Source organism: Pseudomonas sp. NPDC087342 (assembly GCF_044744265.1).
In the GTDB taxonomy this organism is placed as follows: Bacteria; Pseudomonadota; Gammaproteobacteria; order Pseudomonadales; family Pseudomonadaceae; genus Aquipseudomonas; species Aquipseudomonas nunensis.
In genome coordinates, this window is the sequence record NZ_JBIUXZ010000020.1 from 41,054 (window position 1) to 59,263 (window position 18,210).

The 18,210-nt window shown below is 60.1% G+C and carries 17 protein-coding genes; 9 read left to right on the forward strand and 8 right to left on the reverse strand.

Going from position 1 to position 18,210, the window contains the following annotated elements:
• Positions 1-99: 99 nt before the first annotated feature.
• The 5 genes from ACIOYV_RS26095 to ACIOYV_RS26115 form a co-directional block, all read right to left on the reverse strand.
• Positions 100-2,163, reverse strand: a complete 2,064-nt coding sequence (locus tag ACIOYV_RS26095; RefSeq protein ID WP_401328313.1) for a diguanylate cyclase — start codon at positions 2,161-2,163, stop codon at positions 100-102.
• Complete coding sequence (locus ACIOYV_RS26100) at positions 2,160-3,038, reverse strand: endonuclease/exonuclease/phosphatase family protein (protein ID WP_163910493.1); 879 nt, start codon at positions 3,036-3,038, stop codon at positions 2,160-2,162. Before ACIOYV_RS26100 ends, ACIOYV_RS26095 begins: the two co-directional genes overlap by 4 nt.
• A gap of 14 nt (positions 3,039-3,052) precedes the next feature.
• Positions 3,053-3,694 carry a thiol:disulfide interchange protein DsbA/DsbL gene (locus ACIOYV_RS26105; protein ID WP_054048016.1) on the reverse strand — a complete coding sequence of 214 codons (642 nt, stop codon included), beginning with the start codon at positions 3,692-3,694 and terminating at the stop codon, positions 3,053-3,055.
• A gap of 200 nt (positions 3,695-3,894) precedes the next feature.
• Positions 3,895-4,506, reverse strand: a complete 612-nt coding sequence (locus ACIOYV_RS26110) for a cytochrome c4 (protein ID WP_054617181.1) — start codon at positions 4,504-4,506, stop codon at positions 3,895-3,897.
• A 46-nt stretch (positions 4,507-4,552) separates the two neighbouring features.
• Complete coding sequence (locus ACIOYV_RS26115) at positions 4,553-4,843, reverse strand: cytochrome c5 family protein (protein WP_054048012.1); 291 nt, start codon at positions 4,841-4,843, stop codon at positions 4,553-4,555.
• A gap of 191 nt (positions 4,844-5,034) precedes the next feature.
• Here ACIOYV_RS26115 and yihA point away from each other — a divergent pair, with 191 nt between their 5' ends.
• A complete protein-coding gene (gene yihA, locus ACIOYV_RS26120; RefSeq protein ID WP_401328319.1) occupies positions 5,035-5,676 on the forward strand; it encodes a ribosome biogenesis GTP-binding protein YihA/YsxC in 642 nt (213 codons plus the stop codon).
• A gap of 290 nt (positions 5,677-5,966) precedes the next feature.
• On the opposite strand, the gene polA is transcribed toward yihA, so the two are convergent.
• Positions 5,967-8,738 (reverse strand): DNA polymerase I, encoded by a 2,772-nt coding sequence (gene polA / locus ACIOYV_RS26125; protein ID WP_401328321.1) that lies wholly within the window; start codon positions 8,736-8,738, stop codon positions 5,967-5,969.
• 74 nt (positions 8,739-8,812) lie between these two features.
• On the opposite strand from polA, the gene ACIOYV_RS26130 reads away from it, so the two are divergent.
• On the forward strand, positions 8,813-9,109 hold the full coding sequence (locus ACIOYV_RS26130; RefSeq protein ID WP_163910491.1) for a DUF2782 domain-containing protein: 297 nt from the start codon (positions 8,813-8,815) through the stop codon (positions 9,107-9,109).
• A gap of 60 nt (positions 9,110-9,169) precedes the next feature.
• Positions 9,170-10,120 (forward strand): homoserine kinase, encoded by a 951-nt coding sequence (locus ACIOYV_RS26135; protein ID WP_401328324.1) that lies wholly within the window; start codon positions 9,170-9,172, stop codon positions 10,118-10,120.
• A 93-nt stretch (positions 10,121-10,213) separates the two neighbouring features.
• On the opposite strand, the gene znuA is transcribed toward ACIOYV_RS26135, so the two are convergent.
• A complete protein-coding gene (znuA, locus tag ACIOYV_RS26140) occupies positions 10,214-11,134 on the reverse strand; it encodes a zinc ABC transporter substrate-binding protein ZnuA (protein WP_401328327.1) in 921 nt (306 codons plus the stop codon).
• Between the two features lie 66 nt (positions 11,135-11,200).
• Between znuA and zur the strand changes: the two genes are divergently transcribed.
• Genes zur through ACIOYV_RS26160 form a run of 4 tightly spaced genes read left to right on the forward strand, consistent with a single transcriptional unit; the run spans position 11,201 to position 14,003 of the window.
• On the forward strand, positions 11,201-11,683 hold the full coding sequence (gene zur, locus ACIOYV_RS26145) for a zinc uptake transcriptional repressor Zur (RefSeq protein ID WP_123408492.1): 483 nt from the start codon (positions 11,201-11,203) through the stop codon (positions 11,681-11,683).
• Positions 11,683-12,468, forward strand: a complete 786-nt coding sequence (gene znuC, locus ACIOYV_RS26150) for a zinc ABC transporter ATP-binding protein ZnuC (RefSeq protein WP_163910488.1) — start codon at positions 11,683-11,685, stop codon at positions 12,466-12,468. The genes zur and znuC overlap by 1 nt, the downstream gene beginning before the upstream one ends.
• A complete protein-coding gene (znuB, locus tag ACIOYV_RS26155; RefSeq protein ID WP_054047998.1) occupies positions 12,461-13,249 on the forward strand; it encodes a zinc ABC transporter permease subunit ZnuB in 789 nt (262 codons plus the stop codon). The genes znuC and znuB overlap by 8 nt, the downstream gene beginning before the upstream one ends.
• 37 nt (positions 13,250-13,286) lie before the next feature.
• A complete protein-coding gene (locus tag ACIOYV_RS26160; RefSeq protein ID WP_054047996.1) occupies positions 13,287-14,003 on the forward strand; it encodes a PA5502 family lipoprotein in 717 nt (238 codons plus the stop codon).
• A gap of 121 nt (positions 14,004-14,124) precedes the next feature.
• Here the strand turns inward: ACIOYV_RS26160 and katE are convergent, their stop codons facing one another.
• Complete coding sequence (katE, locus tag ACIOYV_RS26165; RefSeq protein WP_290027180.1) at positions 14,125-16,263, reverse strand: catalase HPII; 2,139 nt, start codon at positions 16,261-16,263, stop codon at positions 14,125-14,127.
• 264 nt (positions 16,264-16,527) lie between these two features.
• Between katE and ACIOYV_RS26170 the strand changes: the two genes are divergently transcribed.
• On the forward strand, positions 16,528-17,535 hold the full coding sequence (locus tag ACIOYV_RS26170; RefSeq protein ID WP_054047992.1) for a methionine ABC transporter ATP-binding protein: 1,008 nt from the start codon (positions 16,528-16,530) through the stop codon (positions 17,533-17,535).
• Positions 17,535-18,209: a methionine ABC transporter permease gene (locus ACIOYV_RS26175; RefSeq protein WP_401328334.1), complete on the forward strand. Its 675-nt coding sequence runs from the start codon at positions 17,535-17,537 to the stop codon at positions 18,207-18,209. The genes ACIOYV_RS26170 and ACIOYV_RS26175 overlap by 1 nt, the downstream gene beginning before the upstream one ends.
• Position 18,210: the final 1 nt, after the last annotated feature.

Sequence of the window (18,210 nt, forward strand, 5' to 3'; positions counted from 1 at the left end):
GAAGGCAGTACGCGCGAGACAATAATGCAACAGTGTAACGTAATGCCTCGCGCGTTGAGGGCAAAAGAGCCGCTTTAAACAAAATGGAACAATTGCCCTTCAGCCCAGTTCTACCCGATTACGTCCGGCGTTTTTGGCACGGTACAGCGCCTGATCGGCTCTTTTAAGCACCATATCGCTGTGTTCGCCAGGCTTGAACGCAGCCAGCCCCATGGAAATGGTGACGGTGACCCGCTCACCTTTGAAGTGAAACGGGCAAGCCTCGATTGAAGCGCGCAGGGTTTCCAGCAATTTTGCCCCGACGGCCGGCACGGTGGCGGGCATCAACAGCACAAACTCCTCGCCGCCGAAGCGGGCAATGAAGTCCGAGCCGCGCAGGCGCTTGCGCAGCACGCTGGCGATGATCTTCAGCACCTTGTCGCCTGCCAGGTGGCCGTAGTTATCGTTGATGCGTTTGAAATGATCGAGGTCGAGCATGGCCAGCATCAGTGTGTTGCCGTGCTGCTGCCACTCAGCGATTTCGTGTTCCAGCCGTTCGCTCCAGGCAGCGCGGTTGGGCAGGCCGGTCAGCGGGTCGATCAATGCTTTTTGACGTTGTTCTTCCAAGTGCTCGCGATAGCCCAGGGCTTCCTGCTCCATGTGCGCAACCCGTTCGGCCAGGCCTTGCAGGCGGGCGGCGACTTCCTGCTCACGCTCATCGCGCTGCTTCTGATGCTGATCCATGGTGCCCAGCAGGCCTTCGAGATGGTTCTCCAGGACGTGCTTGAGGTCTTGCAGGTTGGCCGCGTCCTGCATGCTGGTTTGCAGACCGTCGACTTGCTCGCGAATCTGCGTGTCCATCTCCCGTGCGGCGGAGCGGTTATCCGCATGTCCGGCGCTGGCGGCTTGCAGGTTGCTCTGGAACGACTCGAGGCGTTCGTTGAGTTGCTGCAAGTAAGCTTCGAATTCGTGTTGGCCGCTGTCCGTAATGGCCAACATCAAGGTGGCGAGATCGTCGAGGATCGGCAGCAACTCGTACCAGTTCAACCCGTTTTGCAGGCGTTCGCGCATCGCTTCGGCTTGCGGGCGATGGCGTTCCGGCAGCGTCAGGTCGTCGAGCAGGCCCAGCAGTGTTTCTTCAATGTGCGTGGCCACGGAGCTGTAGGACGGCTCCGGTGAGTCCGGCAGCGCGTAGAGAATGTCTTGCTCGGGGTGTTCCGGGTCGATGGCGGCCAGTGCCTGGGCCATGACGGGAGGCAGGGGCAGGCTGTCGAGGAATACCGGTGCCTCAGGACTTGCGGCCGGAATCAGTTCGTCTGGATTAATGTCTGGCTGAACTTGGACCACAGGCGCAATGGCGGGAGCCGTCGGTGTCTGGAGCAGTTCAGGGTCAGGCTGTGGCGATGGCGCTTGGGTGTGTACTGCTTGTGGCTCCACGACAGGAGGGACAAACGCCACAATCTCCGGCTCTGGTGCTGTCTGCGGCGCGAGCGGCTCCGCAATGGCGACGGCTGGCGCGACTGGGGTTATTGCCGGCGATGTTTGCGGCAGGGCGGGTTCGGCTTGCGCCTGTTGCACCTCGGCGATGGGTGCAGAAGCGGGCTGTTGGACTGGCGCTTGGACGACGGGGGCAGCGACCTGCGGCGCTGACTCGTCCGCTTCCCGGCTGCCGAACAACCGCTGCAACAAGCCTGGGCGACCCGGTTCGGCAGGGTTTTCCAGTTGGTTCAGGGCTTTGCCTTGCAAGCCGCTCAGTTCGCTGAGCAGCAATGGAATTTCGCGAGCCTGGCCGACGCGTCCGTCCAATTGCTTGGCGAAGGCCTTGAGTGGCCGGCTGACTTCCCGAGGCAGTGGCAATGCCTGGAGCTGCGAGACCAGCGCATTCAGTGCTGCGCTGACCTGATCGACCCGGGTTTCGCGGCGCTGCTCGGAGTCGAGCACGGCTTTTTCCAGGCGCGGTAGCAACGCGGCGAGGCCGGCATCCATGTCATCGGTGCGCACGACTTCGCGCATTTCCTTCATGCACAGGTCAACAGCGCGGTCAGTGCCCTCTGCCGCCAGGGTGCTGCGCACCAGCCCGCGACGCAACAGGTCGAGCCGGGCGTCCCAGCGCCGCTCGAGTTTTTCCTGTTGTTCGATGCTCTTAAGGTATTTCTCTTTCCAGCGCTGTGCTTCGTCGCTCATTCATGGGATCCGCGAGGGGCAGGACTCAACGCGGGGAATGCATCGGCCGTGAGCGAACCCGGCAAACGAATCTCTACCGCGACCGGCAGGTGATCGGAAATCGGATGTGCCAGCACTTCGACTCTTTCCAGGGTCAGGGTCGGGCTGAGCAGAATATGGTCCAGGCAGCGCTGCGGGCGCCAGCTGGGAAACGTCGCTTCCAGTTGCGGGGCCAGCAGGCCGAGGTCGCGCAACGGGGAATTTTGCAGCAAGTCAGTGGCGTGGGTATTCATGTCGCCCATCAGCACTTGGTGCTTGTAGCCGCCAATCAGCTCGCGGATGTAGGCCAGTTGCAGGCTGCGCACGCGAGCGCCAAGCGCCAAGTGCATCATCACGACGACCAGCGCCTCCGGACCCTCGCCGAAGCGCACCAGGATCGCCCCACGACCCTTGGGCCCCGGCAGCGGGTGATCTTCAATCGCCCACGGGCGCAGACGGCTGAGCACGCCATTGCTGTGCTGGCCGAGGCGACCGAGATTGCGATTGAGTTGTTGATACCAGTAGGGGAAGGCGCCCAGTTGGGCCAGGTGTTCGACCTGATTGACGTAGCCTGATCGCAGGCTGCCGCCATCGGCTTCCTGCAAGGCGACCAGATCGAAGTCGCCCAGCAGATTGCCGATCTTTTGCAGGTTGTCGGCACGCCCGGTGTGCGGCAACAAGTGTTGCCAGCCACGGGTCAGGTAGTGCCGATAGCGCTCGGTACTGATGCCGACCTGGATATTGAAGCTGAGCAAACGCAGACGGCTGTCTGCGGGCAGGCCCGTCGATTCCAGATGATGCGTGTTGACCTGCGGTTCATGCAGGCCAACGACGCGTTCAGTACCCCAGCGGCGCATGGCAGGAGCCGCGCTTAGTTGGCGGCAGCCTTGTTAGCCGCTCGCTCTTTGTCGACCAGTTTGTCGGCCAGTTGCAGGGCTTGCTCGGCACCGCCGGCGGAACCTACGTCAAAGCGATACTTGCCGTTGACGATCATGGTTGGAACGCCAGAGATTTCGTATTTCTTCGCCAGCTCTTTGGCCTGGACGATCTTGCCCTTGATGGCGAAGGAGTTGAAGGTGGCCAGGAACTTGTCCTTGTCGACGCCCTGAGTGGCCAGGAATTCTGCCATTTCTTGCGGATCGGTCAGGCGTTTGTGTTCTTTCTGAATCGCGTTGAAGACTGCCGCGTGAACCTTGTTCTCGACGCCCATGGCTTCCAGGGTCAGGAACATCTGGCCGTGAGCGTCCCATGGACCGCCGAACATGGCTGGAATACGCACGAAGTTGACGTCGGACGGCAGTTTTTCAACCCACGGATTGATCACTGGCTCAAAAGCGTAGCAGTGCGGGCAGCCGTACCAGAACAGCTCCACGACTTCGATCTTGCCAGGTACCGCGACTGGAACAGGGTTGGTCAGTTCGACGTAAGGCGCCGCGGGTGCTTCGGCGGCCTGGACGTTCATGCCGAACAGGCTGGCAGCGACGAGTGCGGCGCTGATGATCAGATTACGCATGCTTTACTCCTGGACAATTTTGGTCGCCTCGCGCGACCTGTGTTCAGACAGGTCCTGGCGGGCTTGAGTTCTGTAGTGTAACGGCAGCGGCCACAAAAAAGGGCGGCCTAAGCCACCCTTTTTATACTTGCTGCGACGGATTAATAGAGCGTTAACGTTGCAGGAGATGTACGCCCCGCATAACGCCCGATTTGCCGGTCTTAGTGCAGGCCCTGAATGTAGCTGGACACCGCTGCGATGTCTTCGTCGCTCAGGCGTTTGGCAATGGTCTGCATGGTTTTGGTGTCGCCGTCGTTGTTGCGACCGCCTTCTTCCTTGCGGAAGTCGGTCAGTTGCTTGGCAACGTATTGAGCGTGCTGGCCACCCAGGTGCGGGAAGCCGGCGGCTGCGTTACCCGCGCCATTCGGCGAGTGGCAGCCGGTGCAGGCTGGCAGGCCCTTGGCCAGGTCGCCGCCACGGAACAGTGCTTCACCGCGAGCCACGACTTTAGGGTCGGCGGCGCCAACGCTGCCTTTCTGGCTGGCGAAGTAGGCGGCGATATCGGCCAGGTCCTGATCGCTCAGGTTGGTCAGCAGGCCGGTCATTTCGAGTACCGTGCGTTTGCCGGACTTGATGTCGTGCAACTGCTTGTTCAGATAACGCTCGCCCTGACCTGCCAGTTTCGGAAAGTTAGGCGCCATGCTATTGCCATCCGGGCCATGACAGGCGCCACAGACTGCGGCTTTCGCCTGGCCAGCTGTTGCATCACCTGCAGCATGGGCAATGCCGGAGATCCCCACGGTCAACAGCAGACTCACGATCAATTTGTTCATCAGCTAATCCAACTACGGCTAAGGGTTAAAGAGTTATGGGCCGGGTTTACTCGCTCATCCAGTGGATGATGGCTTGGTAATCCTCGGCACTGCAGTCCATGCACAAACCACGCGGCGGCATCGCCTTGAAACCCTGGGTCACGTGTTGCACCAGCGTCTCCATACCTTTCGCCAACCTCGGCGTCCAAGCTTCCTGATCGCCCTTTTGAGGCGCCATGGGTAGTTGGCCGGAATGACAGGCACCACAAACACGGTTGTACACAGCTTCCGGATCCTGTGTAGCCTGAGCGCTGTAAAGCGGCATCAAGACACCGGCAGCTAGCAGCCATTTCGTCATAAAACGACCTTTTCAGGGTAGAGAGCGTTCTGCGTTCTAATGCGCAATCAAGGTCAATCGCTCTCGTGAACTTCATCCTACGCTGGGACAAAGCGCACACAAAATCTGCGGCATTATATACTGGCGCTACTGAAACGGAAACGACACCGCTTGCCGCGTCCATTCCCGGCGCCGCCCACATCGGAAATCCCATGCAACTCAAGAACCCCATCCTCGGCCTGTGCCAACAGTCCACCTTCATGCTCAGCGCTGCCAAAGTCGACCAATGTCCTGACGACGAAGGCTTTGAAGTAGCCTTCGCCGGGCGTTCCAACGCCGGTAAATCCAGCGCGCTGAACACCCTGACTCACGCCAGCCTGGCGCGGACCTCGAAAACTCCGGGTCGCACGCAGTTGTTGAACTTCTTCAAGCTAGACGATGATCGGCGTCTGGTCGACCTGCCGGGCTACGGTTATGCAAAAGTACCTATTCCGCTGAAGCTGCACTGGCAGCGTCACCTGGAAGCTTATCTGGGTGGTCGCGAGAGTTTGAAAGGTCTGATTCTGATGATGGACATCCGTCATCCAATGACCGACTTCGACTTGCTGATGCTCGATTGGGCTGTCGCCGCTGGCATGCCGATGCATATTTTGCTGACCAAAGCAGACAAGCTGACCTACGGCGCGGCGAAAAACGTCCTGCTCAAGGTACAGGCAGACATTCGTAAAGGCTGGGGTGATGCGATCAGTATCCAGTTGTTCTCTGCGCCAAAACGCATGGGCCTGGAAGACGCCTACACTGTACTGGCAGGCTGGATGGAATTGGCGGACAAAGGCGCCGAGATTGCCGAGTAAGGCTTTTCTGCAGGCAAAAAAAACCCCGGACTTCGTATGGGGAGGGGGAAGTTCCGGGGTTCAAGTTCCGGACCGTTAGGGCGGGGTCCAGATATCTGCCAACACTTAACACAACATAGGAGCATCGAAGGGCTTCACCAGCCATTCAGTAACTCTGAGTGGCGGTTCACGAGATTAGTTCAGAATTTTTTCAAATGCCTTTGGAATAACCCAGCGCATTTTTCGAACTAAGCGCCCTTCGCCCTTTTGCCGCGGCACTATGCCGCAGCAAAAGGCCTCTTTCAGACGGCTTAGTGAGCCTCGTCCCAGTTATTGCCTACCCCGACTTCGACCAGTAACGGCACGTCCAGCGTCACTGCGTTGCTCATGTGGGTGCGAATTTCTTCACGCACTTGATCAACCAGGTCTTCGCGCACCTCTAGCACCAATTCATCGTGTACTTGCAGGATGACTTTGGCGTCCAGACCCGACGATGTCAGCCAGTTATCCACCGCCACCATGGCTTTCTTGATGATGTCCGCCGCAGTGCCTTGCATCGGGGCGTTGATCGCGGTTCGCTCGGCACCTTTACGCAGGGCCGGGTTTTTCGCATTGATCTCTGGCAAGTACAGGCGACGACCGAAAATGGTTTCGACGAAGCCCTGCTCGGCCGCCTGGGTACGGGTGCGTTCCATGTAGGCCAGCACGCCGGGATAGCGGGCGAAGTAACGGTCGATGTACGCCTGGGACTGCTTGCGGTCGACACCGATCTGTTTGGCCAGGCCAAACGCGCTCATGCCGTAGATCAGACCGAAGTTGATCGCCTTGGCGCTGCGACGCTGATCGGTAGTCACCTCCGTCAGCTCAACCCCGAAGACTTCGGCGGCGGTCGCTTTGTGCACGTCCAGGTCGTTGCGGAAGGCATGCAGCAAGCCTTCATCCTTGGCCAGGTGCGCCATGATCCGCAGTTCGATCTGCGAGTAGTCCGCCGCCAGCAGTTTGTAGCCTTTTGGCGCCACGAACGCCTGGCGAATCCGTCGGCCCTCGGCGGTACGGATCGGAATGTTCTGCAGGTTTGGATCGCTGGAGGACAGACGTCCGGTCGCCGCTACCGCTTGGTGATAAGAAGTGTGAATCCGCCCGGTGCGTGGGTTGATCTGCTCCGGCAAGCGATCGGTATAAGTGCTTTTCAGCTTGCTCATCGAGCGGTACTGCATCAGTACCTTGGGCAGCGTGAAATCCTGGTCAGCCAGTTCCGCCAACACGGCTTCGGCGGTCGAAGCCTGACCCTTGGCGGTTTTGCTCAGCACAGGCAGGCCGAGTTTTTCGTACAGGATCGCGCCTAATTGCTTCGGCGAGCCGAGGTTGAATTCTTCGCCGGCGATGGCATACGCCTCACGTTCCAGCTCGACCATTTTCTTGCCCAGCTCAACGCTCTGAATGCCCAGAAGCTCTGCATCCACCAGCGCGCCTTGGCGCTCGATCCGCGCCAGCACCGGTACCAGCGGCATTTCGATTTCGCTCAAGACCTTGCTCAAGCTTGGAATCGCGTTGAGCTTTGCCTGCAAGGTTTGATGCAGGCGCAGGGTCACGTCGGCGTCTTCGGCAGCGTATGGCCCGGCCAGTTCCAGCGCGATCTGGTCGAAGGTCAGCTGTTTGGCGCCTTTGCCGGCGATGTCGGTAAAACCGGTGGTCGTGTGGTTCAGGTACTTGAGCGCCAGGCTGTCCATGTCGTGACGGGTCGCGGTGGAGTCCAGCACGTAGGATTCGAGCATGGTGTCGAAAGCGATGCCTTGCACCGTGATGCCGCAGCTCTGATCACCACCGATGGCGCAGTTGGCCAGGATGTTCATGTCGAACTTGGCGTGCTGGCCGACCTTGAGCTTGCTCGGGTCTTCCAGAATCGGTTTCAGCGCCCGCAACACGGTGTCGCGATCCAGCTGCTCCGGCACACCCATGTAGGAGTGGGTCAGCGGGATGTAGGCCGCTTCGTTGGCTTGCACCGCGAACGACAGGCCCACCAGTTGTGCTTGTTGCGCATCGATACCGGTGGTTTCGGTATCGAAGGCGAACAGCTTGGCGTCGTTCAGCTTCTTCAGCCAGAGGTCGAAGTCGGCCTGGGTAAGAATGGTCGTGTACTTGAGCTCAGCCGCGACGGCCGCTTCTTCAACAACAGGCGCGACGACTTCCTGGCCGGAACGCTTGGCATCGCGCTGGTTGTCTTCGAACCAGCTCTTGAATTCCAGCAGGGTGTAGAGCTCGGCGAGCTTGTCGTGATCCGGCTGGCCCATTTGCAGGTCATCGAGGCCGATATCCAGCGGCACGTCGATCTTGATGGTCGCAAGCTTATAGGAGAGGAATGCCATCTCCTTGTGCTCTTCAAGCTTGGCCGGCAGGGTCTTGGCGCCGCGAATCGGCAGGCTCGGCACGATGTCGAGCTGCGCGTAGAGTTCGGTCAGGCCGCCGTTCACGCCCACCAACAGGCCGGAAGCGGTCTTCGGGCCGATGCCCGGAACGCCCGGGATGTTGTCGGACGAATCGCCCATCAGCGCCAGATAATCGATGATCTGCTCGGGAGCGACGCCGAATTTCTCCTTCACGCCGTCCACGTCCAGCGCGCTACCGGTCATGGTATTGACCAAGGTAATGTGGCCATCGACCAGTTGCGCCATGTCTTTGTCGCCGGTGGAGATCACCACCGGGCGGTCGGCGGCCGCGCTGCTGCGGGCCAGTGTGCCGATCACGTCATCGGCCTCGACGCCTTCGACGCACAACAACGGGAAGCCGAGGGCGATCACGCTCTGGTGCAGCGGCTCGATCTGCACGCGCATATCGTCAGGCATGCTCGGACGGTTGGCCTTGTATTCGGCGTACATGTCATCGCGAAAGGTCCCACCCTTGGCGTCGAATACCACGGCGAACGGGCTGTCCGGGTACTGCTTGCGCAGACTCTTGAGCATGTTCAACACACCTTTGACCGCGCCGGTCGGCAGGCCTTTGGAAGTGGTCAGCGGTGGCAGGGCGTGAAAGGCCCGATACAGGTAAGAAGAACCGTCCACCAGGACGAGGGGGGCTTGGCTCATGAGCAGGATCAACCTTTTCGGCGGGTCCGGCGCTAGAATAGCGGGACCGTTGACGACAAAGGGACAAGGTTATCATGCGCACACTAAATCGCCTGTTGCTGGCTGGGTTGTTTGCAACCGTTCCATTGGCTGTCATGGCGGCGGATGACGCGCCGTCGGCGGAGCCGGAAGTTACCATTAGCACGCACACGGAAGGCGACAAGGTCATTCAGGAATACAAGAAAGGCGGGTTTACTTACGCAATCAAGGTCACGCCGAAGGTTGGGCCTCCGTATTTCCTGGTGCGCGCGGACGGGACTGATGCGAATTACATCCGCTCGGATCAGCCGGATATGCTGATTCCTGCGTGGGAAATCTTTACCTGGAAGTAGTTTCTTAACTTTAATCGGCGCCGCTTTAATAGCGGCGCCCGAACTGAGCAGTTTTTAACCATGTCTGTGTTTACCCCCCTGGCTCGGCCCGAGCTGGAAACCTTTCTCGCCCCATACGGGCTCGGCCGCCTGCTCGATTTCCAGGGGATTGCCGCCGGTAGCGAAAACACCAATTTCTTTATCAGCCTGGAGCAGGGCGAATTTGTCCTGACCCTGGTTGAGCGCGGTCCGGTCCAGGAGATGCCGTTCTTCATCGAACTGCTCGACGTATTGCATGAAGCCGACCTGCCGGTGCCCTACGCGCTGCGCACCACCGACGGCGTGGCCTTGCGCGAGCTGGCCGGCAAACCGGCGCTGTTGCAGCCACGCCTGGCGGGCAAGCACATCAAGGAAGCCAACGCCCAGCATTGCGCCCAGGTGGGCGAGTTGCTCGGCCATCTGCATTTGGCGACCCAGGCCAACATGATCAAGCGCAAGACTGATCGCGGGCTGGACTGGATGCTGGAGGAGGGCACGCAGTTACTCTCGCACCTGAATGCGGAGCAAAGCGATCTGTTGCAACGGGCACTGGACGAAATCACACAGCAGAAGACGAAAATTCTGGCGCTGCCGCGAGCCAACATCCACGCCGACCTGTTCCGCGATAATGCGATGTTTGAAGGCACGCACCTGACCGGGTTGATCGACTTCTACAACGCCTGTTCCGGACCGATGTTGTACGACGTGGCGATTGCCTTGAATGACTGGTGTTCTGATGAAGCAGGCTTGATCGATGGGCCACGAGCGCGGGCCTTGTTGGGCGCGTATGCGGCGCTGCGGCCGTTCACTGCTGCCGAGGCCGAGTTGTGGCCGACCATGCTGCGGGTGGCGTGTGTGCGGTTCTGGTTGTCGCGCTTGATTGCGGCGGAGTCTTTCGCCGGGCAGGACGTGTTGATTCACGATCCGATGGAGTTTCAGCAGCGCTTGGCGCAGCGGCAGAAAGTCAGTACGCCGTTGCCTTTCGCCCTTTAAAAGCTTCGCGGGCAAGCCTCGCTCCTACAGGGATGGTGCAATTTCCTGTAGGAGCGAGGCTTGCCCGCGAATGGGTCGACACCGATGTCCGGATTACAACGACTCCAGACACCCCGCCAAATCATTCCCCAACTTTTCCAACACTTGCTCATACCCCTGAGCAGTCGCTGGGGTGTATCCGCCCAGCGCATCCAGCTCCGCCAGTTTCACCGGCAGGCCGGCCACCAGGGTTTCCGCCAGGCGCGGACGTAGCGGTGGTTCGCTGAACACACAGGTCTTGCCGACTTCCTGCAAACGCGTACGCATCGCTGCAACATGCTGCGCGCCGGGCTGCACTTCGGCCGCGACGCTGAACACGCCCGTGTGCTTCAGGCCGTAGGCGTCTTCGAAGTAGTCGAACGCTTCGTGGAACACGAAATAAGGTTTACCCGCAACGCTCGCCAAGCGAGCCTTCAAGCGCAGGTCCAAGGCATCCAGACGTTCATCGAATGCCTTGAGGTTGCTCTGATAGCGCGCCGCATTATCGGGATCGGCAACACTCAGGTCGGCGGCCATTTTCGTGGCGATCACCCGGGCATTGATCGGCGACAGCCACAAATGCGCGTCCAGGGTGCCGGGACGATGATCATGGTCATGTTCGTCGGCATCTTCGGCGTGCGACTGACTATCTTCGGCGAAATGGCGCAGTTTCATGCCCGGCAGATCCTGTACGGCCACGGTCGGCAGCGTACGACCTTTCAGCACGCGGGGCAGGAAACCTTCCATGTCCGGGCCGATCCAGTACACCAGATCCACCGACTGCACCTTCCGTACGTCGGACGGGCGCAAGGCGTAGTTATGTGGCGAAGCACCCGGTGGCAGCAACACTTCCGGAATCGCCACGCCGTCCTGCACCGCAGCTGCAATCAGCTGTAGCGGCTTGATGCTGGTGAGCACTTTGACTTCGGCGTGGGCCGATCCGATCAGCAGGAAACTTGCGACAAATGCGACAAAGATAGAAAAAAGTCGGGACACGATGACCACTCGAAGAGGCGAGAACGGGTAACATAATAACGTCTCTCACAAAACTCGTCGCCGCTCATGCCTAAAACACCGATTGCCAGCCGTCCCCACGACCACTCCCATTGCGTACATAGCGCATTGTCAGAGGCCGATGCCCTGTGCGCACGTCAAGGTCTGCGCCTGACCGCCTTGCGCCGGCGGGTGCTGGAACTGGTGTGGCAAAGCCATAAACCGCTGGGTGCCTACGACATTCTGGCGGTGCTCAGCGAGCAGGATGGTCGCCGCGCCGCGCCGCCGACCGTGTACCGCGCGCTGGATTTCCTGTTGGAAAACGGCCTGGTGCATCGCATCTCCTCGCTGAACGCCTTCGTCGGCTGCAATCATCCGGAACATGCGCACCAGGGCCAGTTCCTGATCTGCCGCGAATGCCACGCCGCCATCGAACTGGAACAGAAATCCATCAGCGACGCGATCGTGATCAGCGCCAAGGATGTCGGATTTGTCGTGGAAGCCCAGACCGTTGAAGTGGTCGGGCTCTGCTCGGGTTGCCAGGGGGCTTGATGAGCAACGCGTTGATCCGTCTGGAACAGGTCGCCGTCACGTTTGCCGGGCAAAGCGTGCTGGAGAGCATCGACCTGAGCGTCGAGCCGGGGCAAATCGTCACCTTGATCGGCCCCAACGGCGCTGGCAAAACCACCTTGGTGCGTGCCGTGCTCGGTCTGTTGAAGCCGGACAGCGGCAGTGTCTGGCGCAAGCCGAAGCTGCGCGTCGGCTACATGCCGCAAAAACTCCACGTCGACCCGACCCTGCCGCTGTCAGTGCTGCGCTTCTTGCGTCTGGTGCCGGGCGTGGACCGGGCGCGAGCCTTGGCGGCACTCAAGGAAGTCGGTGCCGAACAGGTGATCGACAGCCCGGTGCAAAGTGTTTCCGGTGGCGAAATGCAACGTGTGCTGCTGGCTCGGGCACTGCTGCGCGAGCCGGAATTGCTGGTGCTCGACGAGCCGGTGCAAGGCGTCGATGTGGCCGGGCAAGCCGAGTTGTACAGCCTGATCACGCGCCTGCGGGACCGTCACGGTTGCGGCGTGTTGATGGTTTCCCACGATTTGCACCTGGTGATGAGCACCACCGACCAGGTGGTCTGCCTGAATCGCCACGTCTGCTGCTCCGGGCACCCGGAACACGTCAGCGGCGATCCGGCGTTCGTCGAGCTGTTCGGCAAGAACGCACAAAGCCTGGCGATTTATCACCACCATCATGACCACGCCCATGACCTGCATGGGTCGGTGGTCAGCGCGGCCCCGTCGGCCAAACCTCACGTTCACGGAGATAGCTGCAAGCATGGCTGATTTTCTGCTCTACGCCCTGCTTGCAGGTCTGGCCCTGGCGCTGGTCGCGGGCCCGTTGGGTTCATTCGTGGTCTGGCGCCGCATGGCCTATTTCGGTGACACCTTGTCCCACGCTGCGCTGCTGGGCGTAGCCCTGGGCTTCCTGCTGGATGTCAGCCCCACGGTCGCCGTCACGGTCGGCTGCCTGCTGCTGGCGGTGTTGCTGGTGACTTTGCAGCAGCGCCAACCGCTGGCGTCCGACACGCTTTTGGGAATTCTCGCACCGAGCACGCTCTCGCTGGGCCTGGTGGTACTAAGCTTCATGCATGAAGTGCGGATCGACCTGATGGCCTATCTGTTCGGCGACCTGCTGGCGATCAGCCCGACCGATCTGGCCTGGATCCTCGGCGGCAGCGCCGCGGTGCTGGCGTTGCTCGTGACGTTGTGGCGGCCATTGCTGGCGATCACCGTGCACGAAGAATTGGCCACGGTGGAAGGCTTGCCGGTAGCGGCGTTACGCCTGACCCTGATGCTGCTGATCGCCGTGGTGATCGCCGTGGCGATGAAAATCGTCGGTGTGTTGCTGATTACTTCGCTGTTGATCATTCCGGCGGCTGCGGCACAACGTCACGCCCGCTCGCCGGAGCAGATGGCACTGGGCGCGAGCCTGCTGGGTATGCTCGCGGTGTGTGGCGGGCTGGCGTTGTCATGGTTCAAGGACACCCCGGCGGGCCCATCGATTGTGGTGACGGCCGCCGCGCTGTTTCTGCTGAGTTTTGTCCTGCCCCGTCGAGGGGTGTAGACTTGCTCGTTTTTTGCGCAAATAGAGAGTCGCAGGAATGAAGCCGTTCGCCTCCCGTTATCTGCTCCTTGTCGCATTTTCTCTGCTGCTCGGCGCTTGCCAAAGTACGCCACCGGCGACCCCCGAGGTTCCCGATGCGCGGGCTGCGGCCATCGCACAACTGGAACAAAACCTGGCCAGCAGCGAGCTGGCCACTGCCGAAGATCAATTGGCAACCTTGCAGGCTGAGTCGCCCAACGACCCATCCCTTGTGCAATACCAGCGTCAACTGGCCGAAGCCTATCTGCAACGCAGCCAGATCGTGCTGCAAAAAGGCGATGTGAATGCCGCCGCCACTGCCTTGAGCCGTGCCCGGGCGTTGATGCCCAAGGCGCCGGCGCTGACCGGTGGGGTCAACAACGCCATCGTCAATGCACGTAAGGCTGAGTTGGATAAAGCTGAAGCGGCACTGATGGCGGCCGAAGCCAGGCCGAAGGCGAAGTTGATCGATCCAACGGCTGAAAGCACTACGATTGCGCTGAACATCAACGATATGGGCAAACTTCGCAAACAACTGGATGCCATCGCCACCGATGTGGTGAATTACCAGTGTGAAGTCAGCCTCCAGGTACCTCGTACCCAGGACTACCCATGGTTGGCCACGTTGCTGACCAAGCGGGTGAAGAAGCTGGATTCGGAATTCGACCTGACGCTGGAAAAACATATTCTGCGCAACATCCCGGCGCAGATGATCTTGAGTCCGCGTAAGCCCTGAAAAGCTTCGCGGGCAAGCCTCGCTCCTACAGGTTCGCGTCGTTCACGATATTGGCGAACGACACATATCCTGTAGGAGCAAGGCTTGCCCGCGAAGGCGTCCTCACTAGCGATACAAATCTTTAGGCCGGAATCGCCTTGGCCTTAGGCTCCCGATCCCAAACCCGATGCTGCCCAATCGCGGCAAAGAACGCCTTGAACAACTTGGCATCCGCGCCAACGATCAACCCCGCATCCGCCTCCAGTTTCAACACGTCCAGCAACTGCTTGGCCTCGCCATGCAACGCGATCGCCTTCAGGTGTTTGTACGCCTCCAGCACGTAATGCAGCGCCACGCCATCGGTGCTTAACGCCTTGATCGACGCTGCGCCACCCGGCACGAACACCGCATCGAACGCCACGGACGGCAAGCCTTCCATCGACGCATCCACTGGCAGGGACTTGCCATCAGCTGTCGTGACCGGTGCAGACGTCGGGCCGAGCAATTTCGCGTGTGCACCCTCGGCCGCCAATGCTTTCTTCAGCGCATCAATCGCCGCACCATCGACGCCGTTGGCAGCAAGAATCGCCACTTTGCGCGTCTTGATATTTTCTGGCAGCAAATTGGCCTGACTCAGCGCCGGGGAGTGATCCAGCGAGGTTTTGCGCACCTCGACCGTGCCGGCTTTCGGCGCTGGCAGGCCCAGGTTCTGTGCGACGCGCTTGGCCAGTTCCAGGTCGATATTGGCCAAGATTTCATTCACCTGCCGCTCGCGAATCCACAACCGCTCAACCTTGCCCAGCTCAAAGCTGTAGGCGGCGATGATGTGTTCCTGCTCGTGCTTGCTCATGCTCTTGAAGAACAACCGCGCCTGCGAGAAATGATCGCCGAACGACTCGCTGCGCTGACGGATCTTGTTCGCGTCGATGCGTTCCGGGTACGTCTCGAAACCACCGTCCTGGGCCGCTGGTGGTGTTTCTTTCGGCCAGCCGCCATCTATCGAGTTCGGCTCGTAGGACGCGCGACCCTTGTCGATGGTGGTGCGGTGCAAAGCATCCCGCTGACCGTTGTGGAACGGTGCGACCGGACGGTTGATCGGGATTTCGTGGAAGTTCGGCCCGCCAAGTCGGCTGATCTGCGTGTCGGTGTAGGAAAACAACCGGCCTTGCAGCAGCGGATCGTTGGAGAAGTCGATCCCCGGCACGATGTGCCCCGGGCAAAATGCGACTTGCTCGGTTTCAGCGAAGAAGTTGTCCGGGTTGCGGTTCAGCACCATTTTGCCCAGCGGCGTGATCGGGACGATTTCTTCCGGGATCAGCTTGGTCGGGTCGAGGATGTCGAAGTCAAAGCTGTGCTCGTTCTCTTCCTCGATGACTTGAACGCCCAGTTCCCATTCCGGGTAGTCACCGGTTTCGATGGCTTCCCAGAGGTCGCGACGGTGGTAGTCAGTGTCTTTACCGGCAAGCTTCTGCGCCTCATCCCACACCAGCGAACAAGTGCCGGCGGTAGGGCGCCAGTGGAATTTGACGAAGCGTGATTTGCCTTCGGCATTCACCAGGCGGAACGTGTGCACACCGAAGCCTTGCATGCTGCGCAGGCTTTTCGGGATCGCTCGGTCAGACATGGCCCAGATGACCATGTGCGCTGATTCGGGTTGCAGCGAGACGAAGTCCCAGAACGTGTCATGGGCCGAGCCGCCGGTAGGAATCTCGTTGTGCGGCTCGGGTTTCACAGCGTGGACGAAATCGGGAAACTTGATCGCGTCCTGAATGAAAAACACCGGCATGTTGTTGCCCACCAGGTCGAAGTTGCCTTCGTCGGTGAAAAACTTCACGGCGAAACCTCGTACGTCCCGCACGGTATCGCCTGACCCGCGTGGGCCTTGCACCGTGGAAAAGCGCACGAAGACCGGAGTCTTCTGTCCCGGGTCTTGTAGGAATCCGGCCTTGGTCAGGACCGAATGGTTCTCGTAGGTCTGGAAGAAACCATGGGCGCCGGTGCCACGGGCGTGGACGATGCGCTCTGGAATACGCTCATGGTCAAAATGCGTGATCTTTTCACGCATGATGAAGTCTTCCAGCAGCGACGGCCCGCGGGCGCCGACCTTCAGGCTGTTTTGGTTATCCGAGACCTTCACGCCCTGGTTGGTGCGCAGGGCTTGCCCGGTCGCGTCAGAGCGGAATGTTTCCAGGCTATCGAGCTTGGTATTGGTGTTGCCGCGGTCCAGGGTATCGGTCCCGGCCAGTGCGCTTTTTGGAGCGGCAGGTTTTTTAGTACTCATCAGTCGTAAACTCCTCGTTGCGATTCCCGCCGTAGCCAGGACTCTTGTGCATTCCCCAGGCACGGCACCGGGGGCGTTTTCGAGTTGCCTTATTAGTGACTGATGGCGTTTTTAGCCGTTCCTTTTTTCTGACCTTTGATCGCGTTATTGCCAAATCGAAGGTTGAATGCGGAATAAATGCTAATAACCTCTATACGGACAGGCTAAAATGCGCGCCCGGCTAACCGCTGATCCTTTTCCAACGCGCCCCACAAGGTTCGCTACGTGATCGAGTTTCAAAACGTCCATAAGACTTACCGCGTCGCCGGTAAGGATATTCCCGCCCTGCATCCGACCAGTCTGACGATTGAGAACGGTCAGGTCTTCGGTCTGATCGGCCATTCTGGCGCGGGAAAAAGTACCCTGCTGCGTCTGATCAATCGCCTGGAGAATTCCAGTGGCGGCAAGATCTTCGTCGATGGCGAAGAAGTCACCGCGCTGGATGCCAACAGCCTGCGGCGTTTCCGTCAGCAAGTCGGGATGATTTTCCAGCACTTCAATCTGCTGGCGTCCAAGACCGTGGCCGACAACGTCGCGCTGCCGCTGACCCTGGCCGGTGAACTGTCCCGCAGCGAGATCGACCAGCGTGTGGCCGAATTGCTGAAGCGCGTTGGTTTGTCCGACCACGCCAAGAAGTACCCGGCGCAATTGTCCGGCGGCCAGAAGCAGCGCGTCGGCATTGCCCGCGCCCTGGCGACCAAGCCGAAGATCCTGCTGTGCGACGAAGCCACCAGCGCTCTCGACCCACAGACCACGGCATCGGTCCTGCAATTGCTGGCCGAGATCAACCGTGAGCTGAAGCTGACTATCGTATTGATCACCCACGAGATGGACGTGATCCGTCGGGTCTGCGACCAAGTGGCGGTGATGGATGCCGGCGTGATCGTCGAGCAAGGTTCGGTGGCCGAGGTGTTCCTGCACCCCAAGCACCCGACCACCAAACGCTTCGTGCAAGAAGACGAGCAGATCGACGAAAGCGAACAGCGTGACGACTTCGCCCACGTGCCGGGCCGAATCGTGCGTCTGACGTTCCAGGGCCAGGCGACCTACGCGCCATTGCTGGGTACCGTCGCCCGGGAAACCGGTGTGGACTACAGCATCCTGGCCGGTCGTATCGATCGCATCAAAGACGTCCCTTACGGGCAACTGACCCTGGCCGTCACCGGCGGTGACATGGAAGCGGCGTTCGGCCTCTTCACCGCGGCTGACGTCCATATGGAGGTGCTGCGCTAATGGATGCCTTCATGAGTTTCTTCGCCAATATCGATTGGTTCGAAATCTGGCTGGCCACCGGCGACACGCTGTTGATGCTCGGCGGTTCGCTGTTGTTCACGATTTTGCTCGGCTTGCCGCTGGGCGTGCTGCTGTTCCTGTGCAGCCCACGGCAGTTGCTGGAATCCAGAGGTGTCTACGCCGTGCTGTCGCTGATGGTGAACATCCTGCGCTCGCTGCCGTTCATCATCCTGTTGATCGTGATGATCCCCTTCACCGTGCTGATCACCGGCACCTCGCTGGGCGTTGCGGGCGCGATTCCACCACTGGTGGTGGGCGCCACGCCGTTCTTCGGGCGACTGGTGGAAACCGCCCTGCGTGAAGTGGATCGCGGCATCATTGAAGCGACCCAGGCCATGGGCGCGACGACCAAGCAGATCATCATGAACGCCTTGCTGCCAGAAGCCCGTCCGGGCATTTACGCGGCGATTACGGTGACGGCTATTACACTGGTGTCCTACACGGCGATGGCCGGTGTGGTCGGCGCTGGTGGTCTGGGCGACCTGGCGATCCGTTTCGGCTACCAGCGTTTCCAGACCGATGTGATGATCGTCACCGTGGTGCTGTTGCTGGTGCTGGTGCAAGTGCTGCAAATGGTTGGCGACAAGCTGGTCGTGCATTTCTCCAGAAAATAAG

Coding starts and splice junctions, on each gene's coding strand:
- ACIOYV_RS26095 (WP_401328313.1), bottom strand. CDS start 2,163: ATGAGCGACGAAGCACAGCGCTGGAAAGAGAAATACCTTAAGAGCATC.
- ACIOYV_RS26100 (WP_163910493.1), bottom strand. CDS start 3,038: ATGCGCCGCTGGGGTACTGAACGCGTCGTTGGCCTGCATGAACCGCAG.
- ACIOYV_RS26105 (WP_054048016.1), bottom strand. CDS start 3,694: ATGCGTAATCTGATCATCAGCGCCGCACTCGTCGCTGCCAGCCTGTTC.
- ACIOYV_RS26110 (WP_054617181.1), bottom strand. CDS start 4,506: ATGAACAAATTGATCGTGAGTCTGCTGTTGACCGTGGGGATCTCCGGC.
- ACIOYV_RS26115 (WP_054048012.1), bottom strand. CDS start 4,843: ATGACGAAATGGCTGCTAGCTGCCGGTGTCTTGATGCCGCTTTACAGC.
- yihA (WP_401328319.1), top strand. CDS start 5,035: ATGCAACTCAAGAACCCCATCCTCGGCCTGTGCCAACAGTCCACCTTC.
- polA (WP_401328321.1), bottom strand. CDS start 8,738: ATGAGCCAAGCCCCCCTCGTCCTGGTGGACGGTTCTTCTTACCTGTAT.
- ACIOYV_RS26130 (WP_163910491.1), top strand. CDS start 8,813: ATGCGCACACTAAATCGCCTGTTGCTGGCTGGGTTGTTTGCAACCGTT.
- ACIOYV_RS26135 (WP_401328324.1), top strand. CDS start 9,170: ATGTCTGTGTTTACCCCCCTGGCTCGGCCCGAGCTGGAAACCTTTCTC.
- zur (WP_123408492.1), top strand. CDS start 11,201: ATGCCTAAAACACCGATTGCCAGCCGTCCCCACGACCACTCCCATTGC.
- znuC (WP_163910488.1), top strand. CDS start 11,683: ATGAGCAACGCGTTGATCCGTCTGGAACAGGTCGCCGTCACGTTTGCC.
- znuB (WP_054047998.1), top strand. CDS start 12,461: ATGGCTGATTTTCTGCTCTACGCCCTGCTTGCAGGTCTGGCCCTGGCG.
- ACIOYV_RS26160 (WP_054047996.1), top strand. CDS start 13,287: ATGAAGCCGTTCGCCTCCCGTTATCTGCTCCTTGTCGCATTTTCTCTG.
- katE (WP_290027180.1), bottom strand. CDS start 16,263: ATGAGTACTAAAAAACCTGCCGCTCCAAAAAGCGCACTGGCCGGGACC.
- ACIOYV_RS26175 (WP_401328334.1), top strand. CDS start 17,535: ATGGATGCCTTCATGAGTTTCTTCGCCAATATCGATTGGTTCGAAATC.